The organism is Nocardiopsis sp. TRM 82005, assembly GCF_056312425.1.
Genome location: NZ_JBWDTQ010000004.1, coordinates 189,348 through 206,852, shown reverse-complemented (window position 1 = coordinate 206,852; position 17,505 = coordinate 189,348). Strand labels below are relative to the sequence as shown.

Sequence of the window (17,505 nt, the reverse complement as noted above, 5' to 3'; positions counted from 1 at the left end):
AACGGAAGCCGCTCACCCGGGCCAGCGGCCGGAGCTGCGCAGCAGGTACCGGCGCTCGGCGTAGGCCAGATCGTCCTTCCACAGGCGCCGGGCGGCCATGCGCATGGCGGGGCGCACCACCGCGCCCGCCAGCCTGCGGGCGACCGCGAACCCCGCCCGCTCGGAGGCCGCCACGGTGGCCTCGATGACCGCCGTGCGCGGGACCCCGCGACCGTCCACGCCCAGCGGGGTGGCGTGGGTCTCCACCACGCTGCCCAGCCCCTCGCCCTCGATGATGCGCATGACCACGGTGCGTGGTTCGGGGCAGTGGAACTCCGCGCGCACCGGCACGCCCCACCGGCCCGCCACCCGAAACCCCACGTCGACCACCATCCGGTCCGGCTCCGGGTCGACTCCCTCGGGCACCTCGGTCACCTTCAGCCCCACGAACGAATAGGGATGGAACCACGAGCCGTGCCAGGGGTCGAGCCGGTTGGCCACCACGTCCTCGGGCTCACACCGCCCGGCCACGCTCTCCACCGCGGCCAGGCTCCCGGCGGGGTCGGGACGCTCTGGCACCACCGGTGCGGCCAGGGGCCTCTCGCCCCCTTCACGGTCCAGGCGCACCCACACCAGCACGCCGTCGTCGTGGACCGGGTAGGGGTCCCATCCGGGGAACCCGTCACCGCCCAGCGACAGCCCGTGCCACCGGCACACCAGGCGTCCGGAGTCCACCGAACCCCGGCACAGCGGGGCGCCCAGGTGGGGACAGGCGCCCGGCCCCGCGTGCGCGGTCCCGTCCGGGGTGCGCCATGCCACCAGCTCGTTCCCCGCGACGACGCGTCCGAACGGCCGGTCCGCGCGCACCTCGGCGCTCGCGGCCAGCACGAACCAGTTCCCGGAGGGCCGGGCGAGCGCGCGTTTGAGGGCCGCCCCGATGACGGCGGGCGTACCCTCCCTCCAGGTCGGCTCCTGGGCCTCCCACTCGGTGGCGGGCATACGACGCAGGGGAAGCCGCCGCGGACGGGGGTCGGGCAGTGTCACGGGAATCCTCCGGATACGTCGGGCTGGGGAACCGCGGGTCGGGAAGCGACGGCCGGCGTCCTCATCCGGCCCGGGGACGCGGTACCCGGCCCCGCAGCGACCGGGCGATCATGGAGCGGGCCAGGGCGGGCACGGCCGCGGCCGCCTTGCGGGCGTCCGAGACCCGGTGCCGGACACTCCACACGTCATAGTCGGCCGCGCGCACCTCGTCCAGGATCGCGCGGTAGAGCCGGAAGGCGGTGGAGACACACGGGCGCGCCACCGGCGAGAGCATGGCGATGCCCGGTTCGGCCCGCCGGTAGAAGCCCTGGTTGACCTCCGTCAGCTCGGCCAGGGCATCGCGCACGCGCGGATGGGACTCCCTGGCCCGCTCGCACTGTTCCAGCAGCTCCCGGTCCACGCCGTGCGCCGCCAGCACGTCCCAGGGCAGGTAGACGCGTCCGCGCCGCAGGTCCTCGGCCACGTCCCGCAGGAAGTTGGTGAGCTGGAAGGCCTCGCCCAGCGCGGCGGCGTGCGGGGCCGCCTCCTCGTGCGGGACCACCGTCCCCAGGACCGGCAGGACCTGTAGGCCGATCACCGCCGCCGATCCGTACGTGTACTCGCTCAGGTGGTCCAGGTCGCGGTAGCCGGTGACGGTCAGGTCCATGCGCATGGAGGCCATGAAGGCGGTGAAGTAGGCGTGCGGAAGCCCGTACCGGTCCACCGTGTGCGCCAGGGCGCCGAGCACGGGTGCGTTCGCCTCCTCCCGCGCCCGCCCTCCGTTCAGCACCCGGACCAGGTCGGCGTCGATGGTGTCCAGGCGCGCGGACTGCTCCCCCGGGCCGGTGCCGGGCGGCGGCTCGTCCACGATGTCGTCCACCCACCGCGCGAATCCGTACAGCGCGTGCACCCCGGGCCGGTGCTCCGGCGGCAGCACCCGCGTGGCCGTGTAGTACGTGCGCCCGTGGCGGGCGTGCAGGGACCGGCACCTGAGATAGGCGTCCCGCAGCGGCTGGCCGGTGATCCCGGCGGCGTCCAGTTCCGCGGTACCCGCGCCCATCATCGCCCTCCTGTCCGTTGGACCACCTTGGCGGCGGCGAGCTTGCCCGAGACCAGCACGGTCGGCAGTCCGACCCCCGGAGTGGTCCCGCACCCCGCCAGGACGGCGTTGGAGGTGCCCGGGACGGTGTTGCGGGGGCGGAACGGCCCGGTCTGCGCGAAGGTGTGCGCCAGCGAGAACGGCGTGCCGTGTGCCAGCCCCTGCCGCGCCCAGTCCGCCGGTGTGACCAGGCGCTCGGTGCGTACGGAGGCGTCCAGCCCGTCCAGGCCGCGCCGCTCCAGCACGTCGACCAGGTGGTCCCGGTAGCGCGGCCCCTCACGGTCCCAGTCGATACCGCCCGAGGCCAGGTTGGGCGCCGGGGCGAGCACGTACAGCAGGTGGCGGCCCTCGGGAGCGAGCGACGGATCGGTGCGGCTGGGCTGGGTGACCAGCAGGGAGGGATCGCTCATGGTGCGGCCCTGGCGGATGACCTCGGCGAAGGTGCGTTTCCAGGCGGCCCCGAAGGAGATGGTGTGGTGGCCCAGCCGCTCCCAGGTGCGGTCGGTGCCCAGGTGCAGTACGACCGCCGAGGGCGAGTAGCGAGCGGCCGCCGGGCGCCGTGGCGTGTGGCCGAGCAGCCGGTGGGCGGCGGGCAGGTCGGTGGTGAGCACCACCTGGTCGCAGGCCAGGCGCTCCCCCTCCTCGGTGACGACTGCGGTGACCCGTGTACCGGCGCGTTCGAGCCGGGCGGCCGCGTCCCCGTAGCGCACGGTTCCCCCGGCCTTGACGACCGCGCCCGCCAGGGCCTCGCCCAGCGTCCGCATCCCGCCCCTGGGGAAGTACACCCCGGCGACGGTGTCCATGTAGGCGATGACGGCGTAGGCGGCCAGAGCGCTCTCCGGGGCCACCCCCGCGTACAGCGACTGGAAGGAGAAGACGCGGCGCAGCCGCTCGTCGCGCACGCGGCGGCCCACCGCCGGGGCGAGCCTGCCGAACCCTCCCATCGCGGCGAGCCGGAACAGGTCGGGGCGGACCAGGTCCAGCGGCGAGTCGAACTGGACGTCGATGAACGAGCGCATCTCCACCCGGTACAGCCGGGTGAGCCAGTCACGTAGCCGCAGGTAGCCGTCGGCCTCTCGCTGTCCGGCCACCCGGGCGACCTCGGCGGCCATCGCCTCGCGCTCGGTGTGCACGTCGATCACGGAACCGTCCGCGAAGGAGGCGCGGTAGGCGGGGCTCAACGGCACCAGGTCGAGGCGGTCGGCCACGGTCTCACCGACCGCGCCCAGGGCCTCGTCAAGGAGCTCGGGCATGGTGAGCACGGTGGGGCCGGTGTCGATCTGGAAGCCGTCCAGGTCGAGCCGCCCCGCACGCCCTCCCGGGTACGGCTCGCGCTCGACCACGGTGACCTCGCGCCCGGCGCCCAGCAGGTGCAGTGCACAGGCCAGTCCGGAGAGTCCGGCGCCCACGACCACCACGGGATCGCGTCCGCGCGGTCCTGACCGCGCCCGGGACGGGGCCGTCCGCGGTTCGGGGTTGTCGGGGTCGGGCACGGTGGTGTTCCTCTCCGTTCTGGCGGACGTCTTTCCCGTACGGTGCGTCACGAACGGGTCGGCACCGACGACCCGCGGTCCGGGGGCCGGAGCGGACCGCCCGGCCCCTCACACGCACGGACCGTCACGAGAGGTCCCGCGCGGTCAGGGCGGCCAGAGCGCGCAGCCCCTCCAACGCGGGTCCGGGCATGTCGAGCCCCTCCAGCCGGGCCTCGCCCCGGGCGGCGAGCTCCCGGCACCTGTGCCGGACCAGGTCGCGGGCACCGAGGCGGTCCAGGGCGTCGGCCACCTCGGCGGGGTCCGCGCCCGCGCCCGGGACGCCGACCAGGTCGAGCAGACGCAGCGCTTCGGCGTCTCCGCGCTCCCGCGCCAGGCGGGTGCCGGCCACGAGCAGCAGGGTGCACTTGCCCTCGCTGATGTCCTCGCCCACCGGCTTACCGGTCCGGGCACTGTCCCCGTAGACGCCGAGGAGGTCGTCGCGAAGCTGGAAGGCGACACCGACGTCCCTGCCGTAGCCACGCAGCGCGTCCACCGTCGCGTGATCGGCCCCGGCCATCGCCGCGCCCAGGTGCAGGGGGCGCTCGACGCTGTACGAAGCCGTCTTGAGCAGGTCGACTCGCAGGGCCACCTCCTCCGAGCGCTCCCGGCGGGCCTGGGTGCGCACGTCGAGGAACTGCCCGGCCATGATCTCGGTGCGCAGCCTCCGCCACACGTCCCTGGCCCGCGCGGGTTCGGGGACGCCCGCCAGTGCCTCACCCAGCATGTCGTCGGCCCACACCAGGGCGAGGTCCCCCACGAGCACGGCCAGAGCCTCGCCGTAGCGGCGAGGCTCCCCGGCGAGCCCGTCCCGCAGGTGCTCCTCGATGTGGTCGGCGTGCACCGAGGGGCGTCCCCGACGGGTCGGGGAACCGTCCATCACGTCGTCGTGGACGAGCGCGCAGGTCTGGATGAGCTCCAGGGCGGCGCAGGCCTGGAGAGCTGAGCGCGCCGCGTCCCCGCTGGACGCGCCCCCGCCCGCGGTCCACCCCCACCACGCCAGCCGGGACCGCATCCGCTTGCCCCCGTCCAGTGTGAAGCGGACGGCCGCTCCGGCCAGGTCCCGGCCGAACTCGCCGTCGACGCGCTCGGCTTCACGAAGCCTGCGGTCGAGGTAGTGCCGTAGCGCGTCGTTCAGGGCCGAGCGATCGTCCTCGACCGGGGCGTACCCGTGGTGGGGGTACCTGTGGGTGTTCAGGATGGGATTGACGGCGTCCTCCCCGGGATGGCCTTCGGGTGTCGCGCCCGAAAGGCTCGTGTTCCATGCGTCTTGTCAACCGAACCGGCTTCCCCCTCGGTGGGTCTCGAACCCTCCCCGGCTCTGGAACGTGTCTCGCCGCGGGCGGGGACCAGCGCGTCGCGGACGCTTAGACTTCCAGAGACGGCCGGAGGGCACCGGTCGCGCGAGCGCGAGAGAGGAACCATGGACACCGCGTCGACCGCATCCTCTCCGCCCGGCTCCGGAGCGCCCCGGGCGGTGGAGCCGGAGTCCAGGTCGCGCGCCGAACTCTACGACGCCCTCCAGACCGACGGGCAGCGACTCGCCGTACAGCTCATCCGTCTACTGCACCGGATGGCTGAGCGCTCGGAGATGAACCCGACCGACTTCCAGTGCTACACGCTGCTGCGGGCGGGCGGTTCACTGACGCCCGGGGAGATCGCCGACAGCCTGTGCCTGTCCACCGGTTCGGTGACCGGGGTGGTCGACCGCCTGGAGTCACACGGCCTGGTCGAGCGCACCCGCCATCCCGAGGACCGGCGCAAGGTGGCCGTCCGGCTCACGGGGGACGCCGAGCACATGGGCGCCGCCACCGCCCCCGGAACGCGCGAAGCGATGGCCGCCGCGCACACCGGCTACTCGGTGGAGGAACTGGCCACCATCGCGGACTGGCTGGGCAGGATCGGCGGCACCCTCGATCGGCTGGCCGACAAACCGCGGTAGGACGTGTTTCCGGGGCTTCACTTCGCCCTTTTCAGTGATGCCGGATAACCCTATGTAGTCAAACAGTGCCCATAGTCCCCAAGAGCACGCTTCGGCTCACGTAAACCAACACTCCACAATTGTGCATCTGCTGCACGACATGCTCTTCAGGCCCTACCATCCCACGGGACATGTCCATGGGTCCGGACCCGAAGTGACCCGATCATCATCCCCCGCCAAGGGGTATTCGACCCTCAGGGGCTGGGAAGGAGCCACCATCTCATCCCTACGCGAGTATATCCGAGAACACACCAACCCCACGGTCTTCGGAATTTCCGGGATCGTCATCATCGCTTTCGTCATCCTCGGTATCGTCGCCACTGATCCGATGCTGGACGCCGCCACGACCACACGCGACTGGATCGGCGCGCAACTGGGCTGGGTCTACGTCCTGTCCACGACCTTCTTCCTCGGGCTGGCAGTCTTCCTCATGCTCAGCCGGTTCGGGAAGGTCCGCCTGGGCCCCGACGACTCACGCCCCGAGTTCGGGACCCTCGCCTGGTTCGCCATGCTCTTCACCACCGGCATGGGGATCGGCCTGGTGTTCTGGGGCGTCTCAGAACCCATCCACCACCTGCACGCTCCCCGGTCCGCGGAGCTGACCCCGCCCGAGGGGGGACCGCCCCTGGCGGAGGCGGCCAACGACGCCCTCTCCCTGAGCTACTTCCACTGGGGCTTCCAGCCCTGGGCGATCTACATCGCGCTCGGGCTGTCCCTGGGCTACTTCGCCTTCCGCAAGGGCCTCCCCCTCCGCCCCGCCTCAGCGCTCTACCCGCTGCTGGGCGACCGCGCCTTCGGCTGGCCCGGCAACATCGTGGACATCCTGGCCGTGTTCGGCACCATCTTCGGCCTGGCCACGTCACTGGGCCTGGGAACGCTCCAGATCAACGGCGGCCTCACCCACGTCTTCGGCATCCCGTCCAACTCCACCGTGCAGTCGTTGATCATCCTCGTGATCACAGGGATCGCGCTGATCAGCGTGCTCTCGGGCATCGACAAGGGCATCCGTAGGCTGTCCGTCATCAACCTGTGGCTGGCGTTCCTGCTGCTGGTGGTCGTCTTCGCCCTGGGCCCCAAGCTGTGGATCATCAGCATGATGACCACTGGCGCGGGCGAGTACCTGAACAACCTCATCCCGTGGAGCCTGTCCTTCCCCAGTCCGCGCGTGGACCAGCAGGCCTTCGACTGGGTCACCGCGTGGAGCATCTTCTACTGGGGATGGTGGATCTCCTGGGCGCCGTTCGTCGGTATCTTCCTGGCCCGGATCTCCTACGGCCGCACCATCCGCGAGTTCGTGATCGGGGCCCTGTTCGCCCCGGTCGTCGTGTCCATCCTGTGGTTCGGGGTGTTCGGCGGTTCCGGCCTCTACTACGAGCTGTTCGGCAACGGCGGCCTGAACGCGCTGGACGAGGAGGACCGGGCCTTCCGCATGCTGGAACTGCTGCCGGTGGCCCCGGTCGTCGGTGGGATCATCGCCGTCCTGCTGATTATCGTGGTGACCGTATTCTTCGTCACCTCCTCCGACTCCGGTTCCCTGGTGGTGGACACGCTCACCAGTGGCGGCGGCCTCAAGCCGGTCCGGGCCCAGCGTGCCTTCTGGGCCGTCAGCGAGGGCGCGGTCACCCTGATCCTGTTGGTGCTGGGCGGCGAGAACGCCTTGGAAGCCCTACAGGCCGCGTCCGTCGTCACCGGCCTACCCTTCGCGTTCATCCTGTTGTTCATGGTGTGGGGCCTGCTCAAGGCGCTGTCGAACGAACCCAAACCGGGAGGACCGAGGGAGCAGCGTGCGGAGGACCGCCGGCCGACCGGGCTGTCCCCGACGAAACAACCGCGCGAGTAGTCCCCGACAGCACGAGGAGAGAAGGCTGCCGTGACGCCGAAGAGATTCAACAACCCCTTCCACGGTGTTGTGGACATGATCACCGAGATGAACCGCATCTCCGACAGCATGACCTCAGTGGAGACCGGGCACGTCGGTGAGCGCGAGCGCGGCCACGCGGACGCGTGGAGCCCGCCCACCGACATCCTCGCCCGGGGCACCGAACTGGTCGTGCGCTGCGAGCTGCCCGGCGTGCAAGAGCAGGACGTGTCCGTCAGTCTCAGCCACGGGCTCCTCACCATCAGCGGTGAGCGCCGACGGGACGAGGACGACAACGTCGTCTACTACTCCTCCGAGCGGTTCATGGGCAAGTTCCGCCGGGAGATCAGCCTCCCCGAGGAGGTGGACGAGGAGGACATCGAGGCCAGCTACGACGAGGGGCTGCTCGAGGTGAAGGTGCACGGCGCCGCCAACGCCCGGGGCCCCAAGCGCATCACCGTGCGCAGGCGGTCCCAGGACAAGTCCTAGGACGCCGTCGACGCGGGTCCCGCAGGAGCGTTCCTGCGGGACCCGCGTCATGTGCGGTGCGGATGGCGGAAGACGCCGGGAACCGGACGGCGTCCCGGAGCAGCGGATCTTCCGCCGCGCCTACAACTATGACGAGCGAGGTTCCGGCGGTGACGGTGCGGGACTGCTGTTCGCCTCCTACCAGGCCGATCCGCTGCGTCAGTTCGTGCCCGTCCAGAAGCGCCTGGACGAGCTGGACCTGCTCAACCAGTGGGTGACCGCCGTGGGATCGGCCGTGTTCGCCGTCCCGCCGGGTTGCGGGGAGGAGGGATACGTGGGCCAGCCCCTGCTCGAAGGATGACGACCCGGGGAGGGCCCCGTCCGCCGCGGGCACCGGAGGCGAGACGGAGCCGGCGGATGCGACGATGGGCCCATGACGGAGCGGCCACCCCTGCGCGCGGCCCGCGCCGGGGTGTTCGCCTCGGTGTGCGCCGCCGTGTCCGTGGGCGGCCACACCCTGACCTCGGAGCACGGCGTCCCGTTCGGCGGCCTGCTCGTGGGCACCGCCCTGGTCTACGCGTTCGCCTGGGCCGCGACCGGCCGCGAACGCGGGTTCGGCGCGATCGCCGGGTGGATGGCGTGGGGTCAGCTGGCCCTGCACCTGGTGTTCTCCGTGGCTCAGTCGGCGGGTGCCCACGACGCCGCCCACACGGTCGGCCCCGCCGCCGTGGAGACCTCTTCGGGCGGCGCTGACATGCTCGCCGCCCACATGGTGGCGGGCGCGGTGTGCGCCTGGTGGCTCCGTCAGGGCGAGGCCGTACTCTTCTCCTACCTGCGCCTGACCGCCGCCGCGCTGCTGCCCGTCCTGGTGCTCGCGGTCGCGCGCCCGGTGCCCGAGCGGGTGCCGTCGGCCCCGTTCCCGGCGCGGGACACACCCGCGCCCGTCACGCCCTACCTACGGCACAGCCTGGTCCTGAGTGGTCCACCGGCGTTCTAAGGCATGTTCGGCGGACACCCGCCCTGCTGCGCGACGCCCCAGCACCCGCCGGACACGCACCGGGGCGTGTCCCCCGCGTGCCCGTGGCCGTGCCGTACCGCGGCACGCCGTACCGCACGCGGTTCCGGGCACGCCTGGTTCCCGCGTGCCCGCACCGGCTTCCCTTCCGGGAGCCGGCCCCCGCATGCCTTCCGCCACCGCGCGCACCCCCTCCCGGAGCCGCCCGCCGCCGGGCCGGCCGTGCGTGCCCGGAAACTGGAGCACCGATGTCCACCGACACCACGTCCCACGAGCAGCGCCCGGTACGGGCGCGGCACCCCTCCAGACATCCCGCTCACCGTTCGCGGACCCACCGCCCCGCGGGAACGCCCCGGACCACCGCGTCAGTACCGGAGGGCGACCCCGCCTCCCCCGACGAGCGTGACCGCGAACTCGACCGGTTGGCCCTCGCCGCCCGCCGGGGATCGGACACCGCGCTGGATGCCTTCGTCCGGCGCACCCGTCCCGACGTCACCCGCTACATCGCTCGCAGGGTCCACTCCGACCGGGTCGAGGAGCTCGCCCAGGAGACCTACCTGCGGGCGCTGCACGGACTGCCGCGCTTCGCCGGACGCGCCCCGGCCCGGGTCTGGCTGCTGACCATCGCCCGCAACACCGTGGCCGACCGCTACCGCCGCGACGCCGCCCGGCCCGACTGCGTGTATCCGACCGACTGGGACATGCTGCCCGAGCGGTCGGCCTGTTTCGACGAGCACGTGGCCCTGCTCGACCTGTTGGACGGGCTCCACGCCGAGCGGCGGCAGGCGTTCGTCCTCACCCAGGTGGAGGGACTGACCTATGCCGAGGCCGCCCGGCTGGCGGACGTCCCCGTGGGCACGATCCGCTCACGGGTCGCCCCTGCCCGTAGCGACCTGCTGCGCGGGTTCACCACCTGAGGGACGCCCCGGGCCCGCTCCCCGTGTGTGGAGCGGGCCCGGGGCCGGGGAGAAAGGAGAGTGCGCCGCGGAAGCTCAGAAGACCCGGTCGGCCTCGTAGGGGCCGATCACGGCCAGCGCGCGCGGCTTCGCCAGCAGGTCGGCGGCCACCGCGGCCACGTCCTCACCCTTCACCGCGTCGACCAGAGCCAGCTCCTCGTCGATCGAGGAGTGGCGGAAGTGCTCCAGCTCGTGCGAGAGCAGGCGCCCCATCCGCGCGTTGGTGCCCTCGGTGCCCAGCACCAGCGATCCCTGGATCTGGCCCTTGGCGCGGCTCAGCTCCTCGCCGGTGATCCCCGAGGCGGCCACCTTCGCCAGCTCCTCACGGCAGACGCCGATGACCTCGTCGGCCTTCTCCGGCAGGCAGCCCGCGTAGATCTGGAAGAGGCCGGTGTCGGCGTAGCTGATGTGGTAGGCGTGCACGGCGTAGGCCAGGCCGCGCTTCTCACGCACCTCCTGGAACAGCCGGGACGACATCCCGCCGCCCAGTGCGGCGCAGAGCAGCCGCAGCGCGTGCCAACGCGGGTCGGTGCGGACCAGGCCCTCCGAGCCGAGGATGATGTGCGCCTGCTCGGTCTCACGCGGCTCCACCACCGTGCCCCCGCGGGTGGCCGCCGGGGAGCCGCCCGCACGCGGGCGCACCGGACGTGCGTCACCGGCCGCGGCCAGCTGGTCGGCGAACATCTCCCGGACCTGCTCCACCACCCGGTCGTGGTCCAGGCTGCCGGCGGCGGTCACGATCAGCTCGCCGGGCACGTACGCGTCGCGGTACTGCTCGGCGATCCGGTCCCGGGACAGCGCCTTGATGGTGTCGTTGGTGCCCAGGATCGGGCGCCCCAGGGGCGAGTCACCGAAGAAGTGCGCCGCGAAGACGTCGTCCACCAGGTCGGCGGGCTCGTCCTCGTACATGGCGATCTCCTCCAGGATCACGCCCCGCTCGGTCTCCACCTCGCCCTCGTCGAGCACCGAGTTGGCCACCATGTCACCGACCACGTCGACGGCCAGCGGCAGGTCACGGTCGAGCACCTTGGCGTAGTAGCAGGTGTGCTCCTTGGTGGTGTAGGCGTTGTGGTCGGCGCCCACACCGTCCAGCCGCGCGGAGATCTCCAGCGCCGAGCGGTTCCTGGTCCCCTTGAACAGCAGGTGTTCCAGGAAGTGCGCCGACCCCGCGTGCGCGGAGTCCTCGTCGCGGGAACCCGTGGCCGCCGAGATCCCGAACGCGGCGGACCGGCCTCCCGGGACGGCTTCGGTGACCACGCGCAGTCCGCCGGGCAGTACCGTGCGGCGCACCAGGCCGGAACCGCCGTCCGGCTCCAGCAGCGTCACGGTCGTGCCCGGCTCCTGTTCAGCGGCGATGGGGACAGAACTCATGGATCCTTCTTCTTCGTCGGACGTCGGTGGCTGGCCCGCCCGGCGGGTCCAGCCGAGGATACGCGTCGGGGGCGGCCGCACCCCATGGTGCGACCGCCCCCTTCACGCGTCAGTCAGGCTCAGGTGTTCTCCGAGCGGGCCGAGCTGCGGCGGCGACGGCGACGCGGGGCGTCCCCGTTCCGCTCGGCCTTGTCACCGCCGTTGTCGTCCTCGGCCGGGGACCCGCTGTCCTCGGCCGGGGCGGCCGGAGCGGCCTCGGCCTCCACGACCTCGACCGGGACCAGCGACAGCTTGCCGCGGTCGTCGATCTCGCGGATCTCGACCTGGATCTTCTCGCCGATGCCGATCACGTCGTCGAGGTTCTCGATCCGCTTGCCACCGTGCAGCTTGCGGATCTGCGAGATGTGCAGCAGGCCGTCCTTGCCGGGCAGCAGCGACACGAACGCGCCGAACGTGGTCGTCTTGACGACGGTGCCCAGGTAGCGGTCGCCGACCTCGGGCATCGTCGGGTTCGCGATCTGGTTGATCGTGTCCCGAGCGGCCTCGGCGGACGGACCGTCGGTGGCACCGATGTAGATGGTGCCGTCGTCCTCGATCGTGATGTCGGCGCCGGTGTCGTCCTGGATCGAGTTGATCATCTTGCCCTTGGGGCCGATGACCTCACCGATCTTCTCGGTCGGGACCCTGACGGTCAGGATGCGCGGAGCGTTCGGGCTCATCTCGGCCGGACGCTCGATGGCCTCCCGCATGACGTCGAGGATGGCCAGGCGGGCGCCGCGGGCCTGCTGGAGCGCGAGCCCCAACTGCTCGGCGGGGATGCCGTCGAGCTTGGTGTCCAGCTGCAACGCGGTGATGAGCTCGCGGGTACCGGCGACCTTGAAGTCCATGTCGCCGAACGCGTCCTCGGCACCCAGGATGTCGGTCAGCGTGACGAACTGGTCGCCCTCGCTGATCAGGCCCATGGCGATGCCCGACACCATCTCCTTCAGGGGCACACCGGCCGCCATCAGGGACATGGTGGACGCGCAGACCGAGCCCATCGAGGTGGAGCCGTTGGATCCCAGCGCCTCGGAGACCTGCCGGATCGCGTAGGGGAAGTCCTCGCGGGACGGCAGGACCGGCAGCAGGGCGCGCTCCGCGAGGGCCCCGTGCCCGATCTCGCGCCTCTTGGGCGAGCCCACCCGACCGGTCTCACCCGTGGAGTAGGGCGGGAAGTTGTAGTTGTGCATGTAGCGCTTGGTCTTGTCAGGGTTGAGCGTGTCAACCGTCTGCTCCATGCGCAGCATGTTGAGTGTGGTGACACCCAGGATCTGGGTCTCACCGCGCTCGAAGAGGGCTGATCCGTGCACCCGCGGCAGGACGCCGACCTCGGCGCTGAGCTGGCGGATGTCCTTGGGGCCTCGGCCGTCGATACGGACCTGCTCACGCAGCACGCGCTCACGCATGAGCTGCTTGCTCAGGGAGCGGAAGGCGGCGCCGACCTCCTTCTCGCGGCCCTCGAAGTCCTCGGCGAGCTTCTCGCCCGCCGCGACCTTGACGCGGTCCAGCTCGGCCTCGCGGTCCTGCTTGTCGGCGATGGTGAGCGCCTTGGACAGCTCCTCGCGGACGGCGCCCTCCACGGCGGCGTACACGTCGTCCTCGTAGTCGAGGAAGATCGGGAACTCGCCCTGCTCACGACTGGCCTGGTCGGCGACGGCCTGCTGGGCCTTGCACAGGACCTTGATGAAGGGCTTGGCTGCCTCCAGGCCCTCGGCGACGGTCTGCTCGTTGGGGCCGACCGCGCCGTCGGAGACCAGCTTGAGGGTGTGGGGCGTGGACTCCGCCTCCACCATCATGATGGCGACGTCGCCGTCCTCCAGGACGCGACCGGCGACCACCATGTCGAAGGTGGCGTTCCCCAGTTCGGCGTGGGTCGGGAAGCCCACCCACTGGCCGTCGACGAGGGCGACGCGCACGCCGCCGATCGGGCCGGAGAAGGGGATGCCGGAGATCTGCGTGGACATCGAGGCCGCGTTGATGGCGACGACGTCGTACAGGTGCTCGGGGTGCAGGGCCAGGATCGTCTCGACGACCTGGATCTCGTTGCGCAGGCCCTTCTTGAACGACGGGCGCAGCGGCCGGTCGATCAGACGGCAGGTGAGGACGGCGTCCTCGGAGGGACGGCCCTCACGGCGGAAGAAGGAGCCGGGGATACGGCCCGCGGCGTACATGCGCTCCTCGACGTCCACCGTCAGGGGGAAGAAGTCGAGGTTCTCCTTGGGGCGCTTCGAGGCGGTGGTGGCGGACAGCACGACGGTGTCGTCGTCCAGGTACACCGTGGCCGAGCCAGCGGCCTGGCGAGCCAGGCGACCGGTCTCGAAGCGGATGGTTCGGGTGCCGAAGGAGCCGTTGTCGATGACGGCTTCGGCCGAGTACACGCCCTCCATGGGCGACCTCCTACTACACGTGTTCGCGTTCGTCACGCCGGGCACGGGATGCCCGAGCGCTTTCGTGTTCGTTTTCCCGCGTTCGTGCCCCGGAGTTGATGACGGCCGGTCATCGATCGAAGCCCACGGCATACCCTTGCGGGGATGTCCGGAGGCCACTACCGAGGACCGGCCTCGACTCTGCGGCCGAGGGAGAGGCGCGGGTGTTTCTCTGTGGAATTGGTGCGGACGGCGGTGTGTGACCGACGTCGCTTCACACCTTACTAACAAAACGGGAGCGGCCGAAGCCACTCGCGCCGGTTCGGGGCGCACCGGATCCTACGGAACGAGCCAAGCCGTCAGCGAGGACGAGGAACCCGGTATTGCCGCGCCCCGAACAGCGCGAAGCGGAGCAAACGCCGCTAGCGGCGCAGACCCAGACGCTCGATCAGCGAGCGGTAGCGGGTGATGTCCTGCTTGGCGACGTACTTGAGCAGACGACGGCGGCGGCCGACCATCAGCAGCAGGCCACGGCGGCTGTGGTGGTCGTGCTTGTGGCTCTTGAGGTGCTCAGTCAGCTCGGTGATGCGGTGCGTGAGCAGCGCGACCTGGACCTCGGGGGAGCCGGTGTCGCCCTCCGTGGTGCCGTACTCGGCGATGATCTTCTCTTTGGTGGCGGTGTCGATCGACACGACGCTCCTTCTCTAGCAAGTCGGTACGCAGGACGGCCCCGATGCGCGGACCGGGGTCAGACGCGGTGACCACGCGTACGAACAGTCACCGTCGCGTGTGGTGCGCGCGGCCCGACGCCGACGGCGTGGGCGCACCGCGCTCCCCGACCGGCGTGTCGCGGCGAGGCGACCGGCCGTGGGGCACACGTGAACATCTTCTACCCTACCGTAAACCGCGAGGTGGCAGGCCCGTGCCACAGGTGGGACGGGTCTCTCCCAGCCTGTCCGCCTATCCGGCGCGCAGGACCTCTCGGCAGCGGTCCACGTCGCGGTGCATGGCGACGATCAGCTCGTCGATGCTCTCGAAGCGCTCCTGGCCGCGGATACGCGCGGTGAAGTCCACCGACATGCGCAGTCCGTACAGGTCCAGGTCGTCACGGTCCAGGGCGTAGGCCTCCACGGTGCGCTCGGCACCGTCGAACGTGGGATTGGTGCCCACGGAGATGGCGGCGGGCCAGTGCACCTCGCCCCCGGCCTCCGGGACCGCACGGTTCAGCCAGCCCGCGTAGACGCCGTCGCCGGGGACGGCGGTGTCGGGAAACAGATCCATGTTGGCGGTGGGAAAGCCCAGCAGCTCGCGCCCGCGCGCGGCTCCGTGCACGATCTCGCCCTCGACCCTGTGCGGGCGGCCGAGCAGTTCGGCCGCCTGGACCACGGAGCCCTCGGAGAGCAGTCCGCGCACGCGGGTGGAGGTGATGGTGTCGCCGTCCGCCACCAGTGCGACCCCATGGGCGGTGAAGTCGTACTCGGCGCCGAACTCGGCCAGCACCGCGACGTCTCCGGCGGCACGGTGTCCGAAGCGGAAGTCCTCACCCACGACCACGGCCGAGGCATGCAGGCGGTCGACCAGGACGCGCTGGGCGAACTCCCCGGGCGTCAGGGAGGACAGGTCCTTGGTGAAGGACAGGACGCACACGGCCTCGGCTCCGTGTTCGCCGAGCAGCGCCAGGCGCCGTTCCAGCGGGGTGAGCACCGGCGGGGTGGTGCCGCGCAGCACTGCCTCGGGGTGGGGGTCGAAGGTCACCACGACCACCGGGAGCCCGAGTTCGCGGCCGCGTCCGACGGCGGTCTCCAGGATGGCCTGGTGCCCACGGTGCACCCCGTCGAACACACCGACCGCCACCACGGAGCGTCCCCACCCGGAGGGAACACCCTCCAGCCCGTCCCATCGCCGCACGTCCGGCTCCCCTGCTCGTCGCTCGTCGTGATCCGCGCAAAACCCTGTGTGCCATCCTGGCAGGGTTTTCCGGAACCAAGGGTGCCACGTCCACCGCTCCTCCCGGACACGTGAGGCGTGTGGCCCGGCACACGCCCTCCTGACCGGGCCGACGCGGCGGCAGCTCAGGCGGGCTCGAAGACCACCACGGGCTTCATGTGGTCCCGGCGGTTCTCCCCCAGGGCGATCACGCGGCCGTCCGGAGCGAACAGGCCGACAGGGCCGCTCCCCGACCCGTCGGGGTCGATCCGGTTGCCGTGCTGGATGCGGCTCGTCTCCTGCTCGGTGAGCGCACGCGCCGGGAAGGTCGCGGCGACGGCGTCGGCCAGCGGAACCTGGGTGAACTCCTCCGCCAGCTCGTCCAGCGTCCGGGCCCGGGAGAGGTCGTAGGGGCCCACCCTGGTGCGCCGCAGCGTGGCCAGGTGCCCGCCCACGCCCAGGTCGGCGCCCATGTCGCGGGCCAGTGAGCGGATGTAGGTACCGCTGGAGCAGGTGACGGAGGCGTCCACGTCCACGAACTCCCCGTCGGCTCCGGACACGCGGCGCACATCCGTGACGGCGAACTCCGAAACGGTGACAGTACGGGCCTTGAGAGCGACCTCCTTGCCCTCGCGCGCCGATTTGTAGGCACGCTTGCCGTTCACCTTGATCGCGCTGACCTGCGGCGGGACCTGCTGAATCTGACCGGTGAACTTCTCGGCGGCCGCACGGACCGCCTCGGCGGAGACGCCGGAGGCGTCCACCCGAACGCCGGGCTCGCCCTCGGCGTCGTCGGTGTTGGTGGTCAGGCCCAACCGGATGGTGGTCTCGTAGACCTTCTCGGTCAGGGTCAGGTGGCCGAGCAGCTTGGTGCCCTTCTCGATGCCCAACACCAGGACACCGGTGGCCATGGGGTCCAGAGTGCCCGCGTGGCCCACCCTGCGGGTGCGCGCCAGTCCGCGCGTCTTGGCGACCACGTCGTGCGAGGTCCAGTCGGCGGGCTTGTCGACGACCACGACTCCGCTCTCGGCCATGGGACTCCTCGAAAAGGGGTGGGGGTGGCGGCGCGGTCGGCGCGCCGCCGCCGGGATGTTACTCGTCCTCGTCCTCGTACTCACGCGGGGACCGGTACGGGTCGGCCTCACCCGCGGGCTTGGCACCGCTGGCCCGCTCGGCCAGCTCCGCGTCGGACTGGCGCGCCTTGGACAGCAGCTCCTCGATGTGCTGGGCGTTCTCCTGCACCTCGTCGAGGACGAAGGTCAGGCTCGGCGTGTGGCGGATACCGGTCTGGCGTCCCACCTCGGTGCGGATCACACCCTTGGCGCTCTCCAGGGCGGCTGCGGAGGCGGCCTTCTCGTCCTCGCTGCCGAACACCGTGTAGTACACCTTGGCGTCCCGCAGGTCGGCGGTGATGCGCGCGTCGGTCACAGTGACGAACCCCAGACGCGGGTCCTTGATCCGCCGGTCCAGCATCTCGGCGACGATGCGCTGGATGCGGTCGGCGATCTTGCGCGCGCGTGCGGCGTCAACCATGGTCAGTCTTCCTCTTCGTTGAAAAGCCGCTGCCTGGCGGAGAGCAGCTCCAGTTCGGGACGGTCCGCGACGAAGCGCTCGCAGGTGTCCATCAGGTCCCTGGCGTGCGCCGCCGTCGGCGCGACCACCGCGACGCCGATCTTGGCACGGCGGTACAGGTCCTGGTCCCCGACCTCGGAGACGGAGACCGAGAATTTGCGGCGCAGCTCGGCGATGACCGGCCGCACCAGCGAACGCTTCTGTTTGAGCGAGTGGACGTCACCGAGAAGGACGTCCAGGGTCAGCGCCCCAACGTACAAGTGATCACCTGTGGTGTGTGGAGTTGTGTGAGAACCGTGTACGGCTTCAAACGCGGGGCCCCG

At 71.3% G+C, this 17,505-nt stretch carries 16 protein-coding genes and 1 pseudogene; 6 read left to right on the top strand and 11 right to left on the bottom strand.

Annotated features, from left to right (window positions below):
- Positions 1 to 12 precede the first annotated feature (12 nt).
- From AC0T5L_RS02215 to AC0T5L_RS02200, 4 genes are all read right to left on the bottom strand, one after another.
- On the bottom strand, positions 13 to 1,023 hold the full coding sequence (locus tag AC0T5L_RS02215; RefSeq protein WP_476163626.1) for a DUF5914 domain-containing protein: 1,011 nt from the start codon (positions 1,021 to 1,023) through the stop codon (positions 13 to 15).
- Positions 1,024 to 1,084: 61 nt separating this feature from the next.
- Positions 1,085 to 2,062 (bottom strand): phytoene/squalene synthase family protein, encoded by a 978-nt coding sequence (locus AC0T5L_RS02210; RefSeq protein ID WP_476163625.1) that lies wholly within the window; start codon positions 2,060 to 2,062, stop codon positions 1,085 to 1,087.
- A complete protein-coding gene (gene crtI / locus AC0T5L_RS02205; RefSeq protein WP_476163686.1) occupies positions 2,062 to 3,519 on the bottom strand; it encodes a phytoene desaturase family protein in 1,458 nt (485 codons plus the stop codon). Before crtI ends, AC0T5L_RS02210 begins: the two co-directional genes overlap by 1 nt.
- A 199-nt stretch (positions 3,520 to 3,718) precedes the next feature.
- A complete protein-coding gene (locus AC0T5L_RS02200; protein ID WP_476163624.1) occupies positions 3,719 to 4,645 on the bottom strand; it encodes a polyprenyl synthetase family protein in 927 nt (308 codons plus the stop codon).
- 408 nt (positions 4,646 to 5,053) lie between these two features.
- On the opposite strand from AC0T5L_RS02200, the gene AC0T5L_RS02195 reads away from it, so the two are divergent.
- The 6 genes and pseudogenes from AC0T5L_RS02195 to AC0T5L_RS02170 all read left to right on the top strand — a co-directional run bounded on the left by AC0T5L_RS02195 (position 5,054) and on the right by AC0T5L_RS02170 (position 9,869).
- A complete protein-coding gene (locus tag AC0T5L_RS02195) occupies positions 5,054 to 5,572 on the top strand; it encodes a MarR family winged helix-turn-helix transcriptional regulator (protein WP_476163623.1) in 519 nt (172 codons plus the stop codon).
- Between the two features lie 277 nt (positions 5,573 to 5,849).
- Positions 5,850 to 7,451 (top strand): BCCT family transporter, encoded by a 1,602-nt coding sequence (locus AC0T5L_RS02190; protein ID WP_476163685.1) that lies wholly within the window; start codon positions 5,850 to 5,852, stop codon positions 7,449 to 7,451.
- A 30-nt stretch (positions 7,452 to 7,481) separates the two neighbouring features.
- Positions 7,482 to 7,958, top strand: a complete 477-nt coding sequence (locus AC0T5L_RS02185) for an Hsp20/alpha crystallin family protein (protein WP_476163622.1) — start codon at positions 7,482 to 7,484, stop codon at positions 7,956 to 7,958.
- A 94-nt stretch (positions 7,959 to 8,052) separates the two neighbouring features.
- Positions 8,053 to 8,298: pseudogene (locus tag AC0T5L_RS02180) on the top strand (Dyp-type peroxidase); the annotation flags it as partial.
- A 72-nt stretch (positions 8,299 to 8,370) separates the two neighbouring features.
- On the top strand, positions 8,371 to 8,934 hold the full coding sequence (locus AC0T5L_RS02175) for a hypothetical protein (protein ID WP_476163621.1): 564 nt from the start codon (positions 8,371 to 8,373) through the stop codon (positions 8,932 to 8,934).
- 266 nt (positions 8,935 to 9,200) lie between these two features.
- Positions 9,201 to 9,869 carry a sigma-70 family RNA polymerase sigma factor gene (locus tag AC0T5L_RS02170; protein ID WP_476163620.1) on the top strand — a complete coding sequence of 223 codons (669 nt, stop codon included), beginning with the start codon at positions 9,201 to 9,203 and terminating at the stop codon, positions 9,867 to 9,869.
- A 75-nt stretch (positions 9,870 to 9,944) separates the two neighbouring features.
- Here the strand turns inward: AC0T5L_RS02170 and AC0T5L_RS02165 are convergent, their stop codons facing one another.
- The 7 genes from AC0T5L_RS02165 to AC0T5L_RS02135 all read right to left on the bottom strand — a co-directional run bounded on the left by AC0T5L_RS02165 (position 9,945) and on the right by AC0T5L_RS02135 (position 17,442).
- The gene (locus AC0T5L_RS02165) at positions 9,945 to 11,279 is read right to left on the bottom strand and encodes a M16 family metallopeptidase (RefSeq protein ID WP_476163619.1); all 1,335 of its coding nucleotides are present in this window, start codon (positions 11,277 to 11,279) and stop codon (positions 9,945 to 9,947) included.
- 119 nt (positions 11,280 to 11,398) lie between these two features.
- Positions 11,399 to 13,705, bottom strand: a complete 2,307-nt coding sequence (locus AC0T5L_RS02160; RefSeq protein ID WP_476163618.1) for a polyribonucleotide nucleotidyltransferase — start codon at positions 13,703 to 13,705, stop codon at positions 11,399 to 11,401.
- Between the two features lie 401 nt (positions 13,706 to 14,106).
- Positions 14,107 to 14,376: a 30S ribosomal protein S15 gene (gene rpsO, locus AC0T5L_RS02155; RefSeq protein WP_476163617.1), complete on the bottom strand. Its 270-nt coding sequence runs from the start codon at positions 14,374 to 14,376 to the stop codon at positions 14,107 to 14,109.
- A 268-nt stretch (positions 14,377 to 14,644) separates the two neighbouring features.
- Entirely contained in the window at positions 14,645 to 15,592 is a 948-nt protein-coding gene (locus AC0T5L_RS02150; protein ID WP_476163616.1) for a bifunctional riboflavin kinase/FAD synthetase, read from the bottom strand.
- A 164-nt stretch (positions 15,593 to 15,756) separates the two neighbouring features.
- Positions 15,757 to 16,644 (bottom strand): tRNA pseudouridine(55) synthase TruB, encoded by an 888-nt coding sequence (gene truB, locus AC0T5L_RS02145; RefSeq protein WP_476163615.1) that lies wholly within the window; start codon positions 16,642 to 16,644, stop codon positions 15,757 to 15,759.
- 58 nt (positions 16,645 to 16,702) lie between these two features.
- Entirely contained in the window at positions 16,703 to 17,143 is a 441-nt protein-coding gene (gene rbfA / locus AC0T5L_RS02140) for a 30S ribosome-binding factor RbfA (RefSeq protein WP_476163614.1), read from the bottom strand.
- Positions 17,144 to 17,145: 2 nt separating this feature from the next.
- Positions 17,146 to 17,442: a DUF503 domain-containing protein gene (locus AC0T5L_RS02135; protein WP_476163613.1), complete on the bottom strand. Its 297-nt coding sequence runs from the start codon at positions 17,440 to 17,442 to the stop codon at positions 17,146 to 17,148.
- Between the last annotated feature and the right edge of the window lie 63 nt (positions 17,443 to 17,505).

Excerpts from the sequence above, each read along its gene's own strand:
- AC0T5L_RS02165 (WP_476163619.1), bottom strand. The coding sequence starts at position 11,279 with ATGAGTTCTGTCCCCATCGCCGCTGAACAGGAGCCGGGCACGACCGTG.
- AC0T5L_RS02160 (WP_476163618.1), bottom strand. The coding sequence starts at position 13,705 with ATGGAGGGCGTGTACTCGGCCGAAGCCGTCATCGACAACGGCTCCTTC.
- truB (WP_476163615.1), bottom strand. The coding sequence starts at position 16,644 with ATGGCCGAGAGCGGAGTCGTGGTCGTCGACAAGCCCGCCGACTGGACC.
- AC0T5L_RS02195 (WP_476163623.1), top strand. The coding sequence starts at position 5,054 with ATGGACACCGCGTCGACCGCATCCTCTCCGCCCGGCTCCGGAGCGCCC.
- AC0T5L_RS02175 (WP_476163621.1), top strand. The coding sequence starts at position 8,371 with ATGACGGAGCGGCCACCCCTGCGCGCGGCCCGCGCCGGGGTGTTCGCC.
- AC0T5L_RS02200 (WP_476163624.1), bottom strand. The coding sequence starts at position 4,645 with ATGCGGTCCCGGCTGGCGTGGTGGGGGTGGACCGCGGGCGGGGGCGCG.
- rbfA (WP_476163614.1), bottom strand. The coding sequence starts at position 17,143 with ATGGTTGACGCCGCACGCGCGCGCAAGATCGCCGACCGCATCCAGCGC.
- AC0T5L_RS02210 (WP_476163625.1), bottom strand. The coding sequence starts at position 2,062 with ATGGGCGCGGGTACCGCGGAACTGGACGCCGCCGGGATCACCGGCCAG.
- AC0T5L_RS02170 (WP_476163620.1), top strand. The coding sequence starts at position 9,201 with ATGTCCACCGACACCACGTCCCACGAGCAGCGCCCGGTACGGGCGCGG.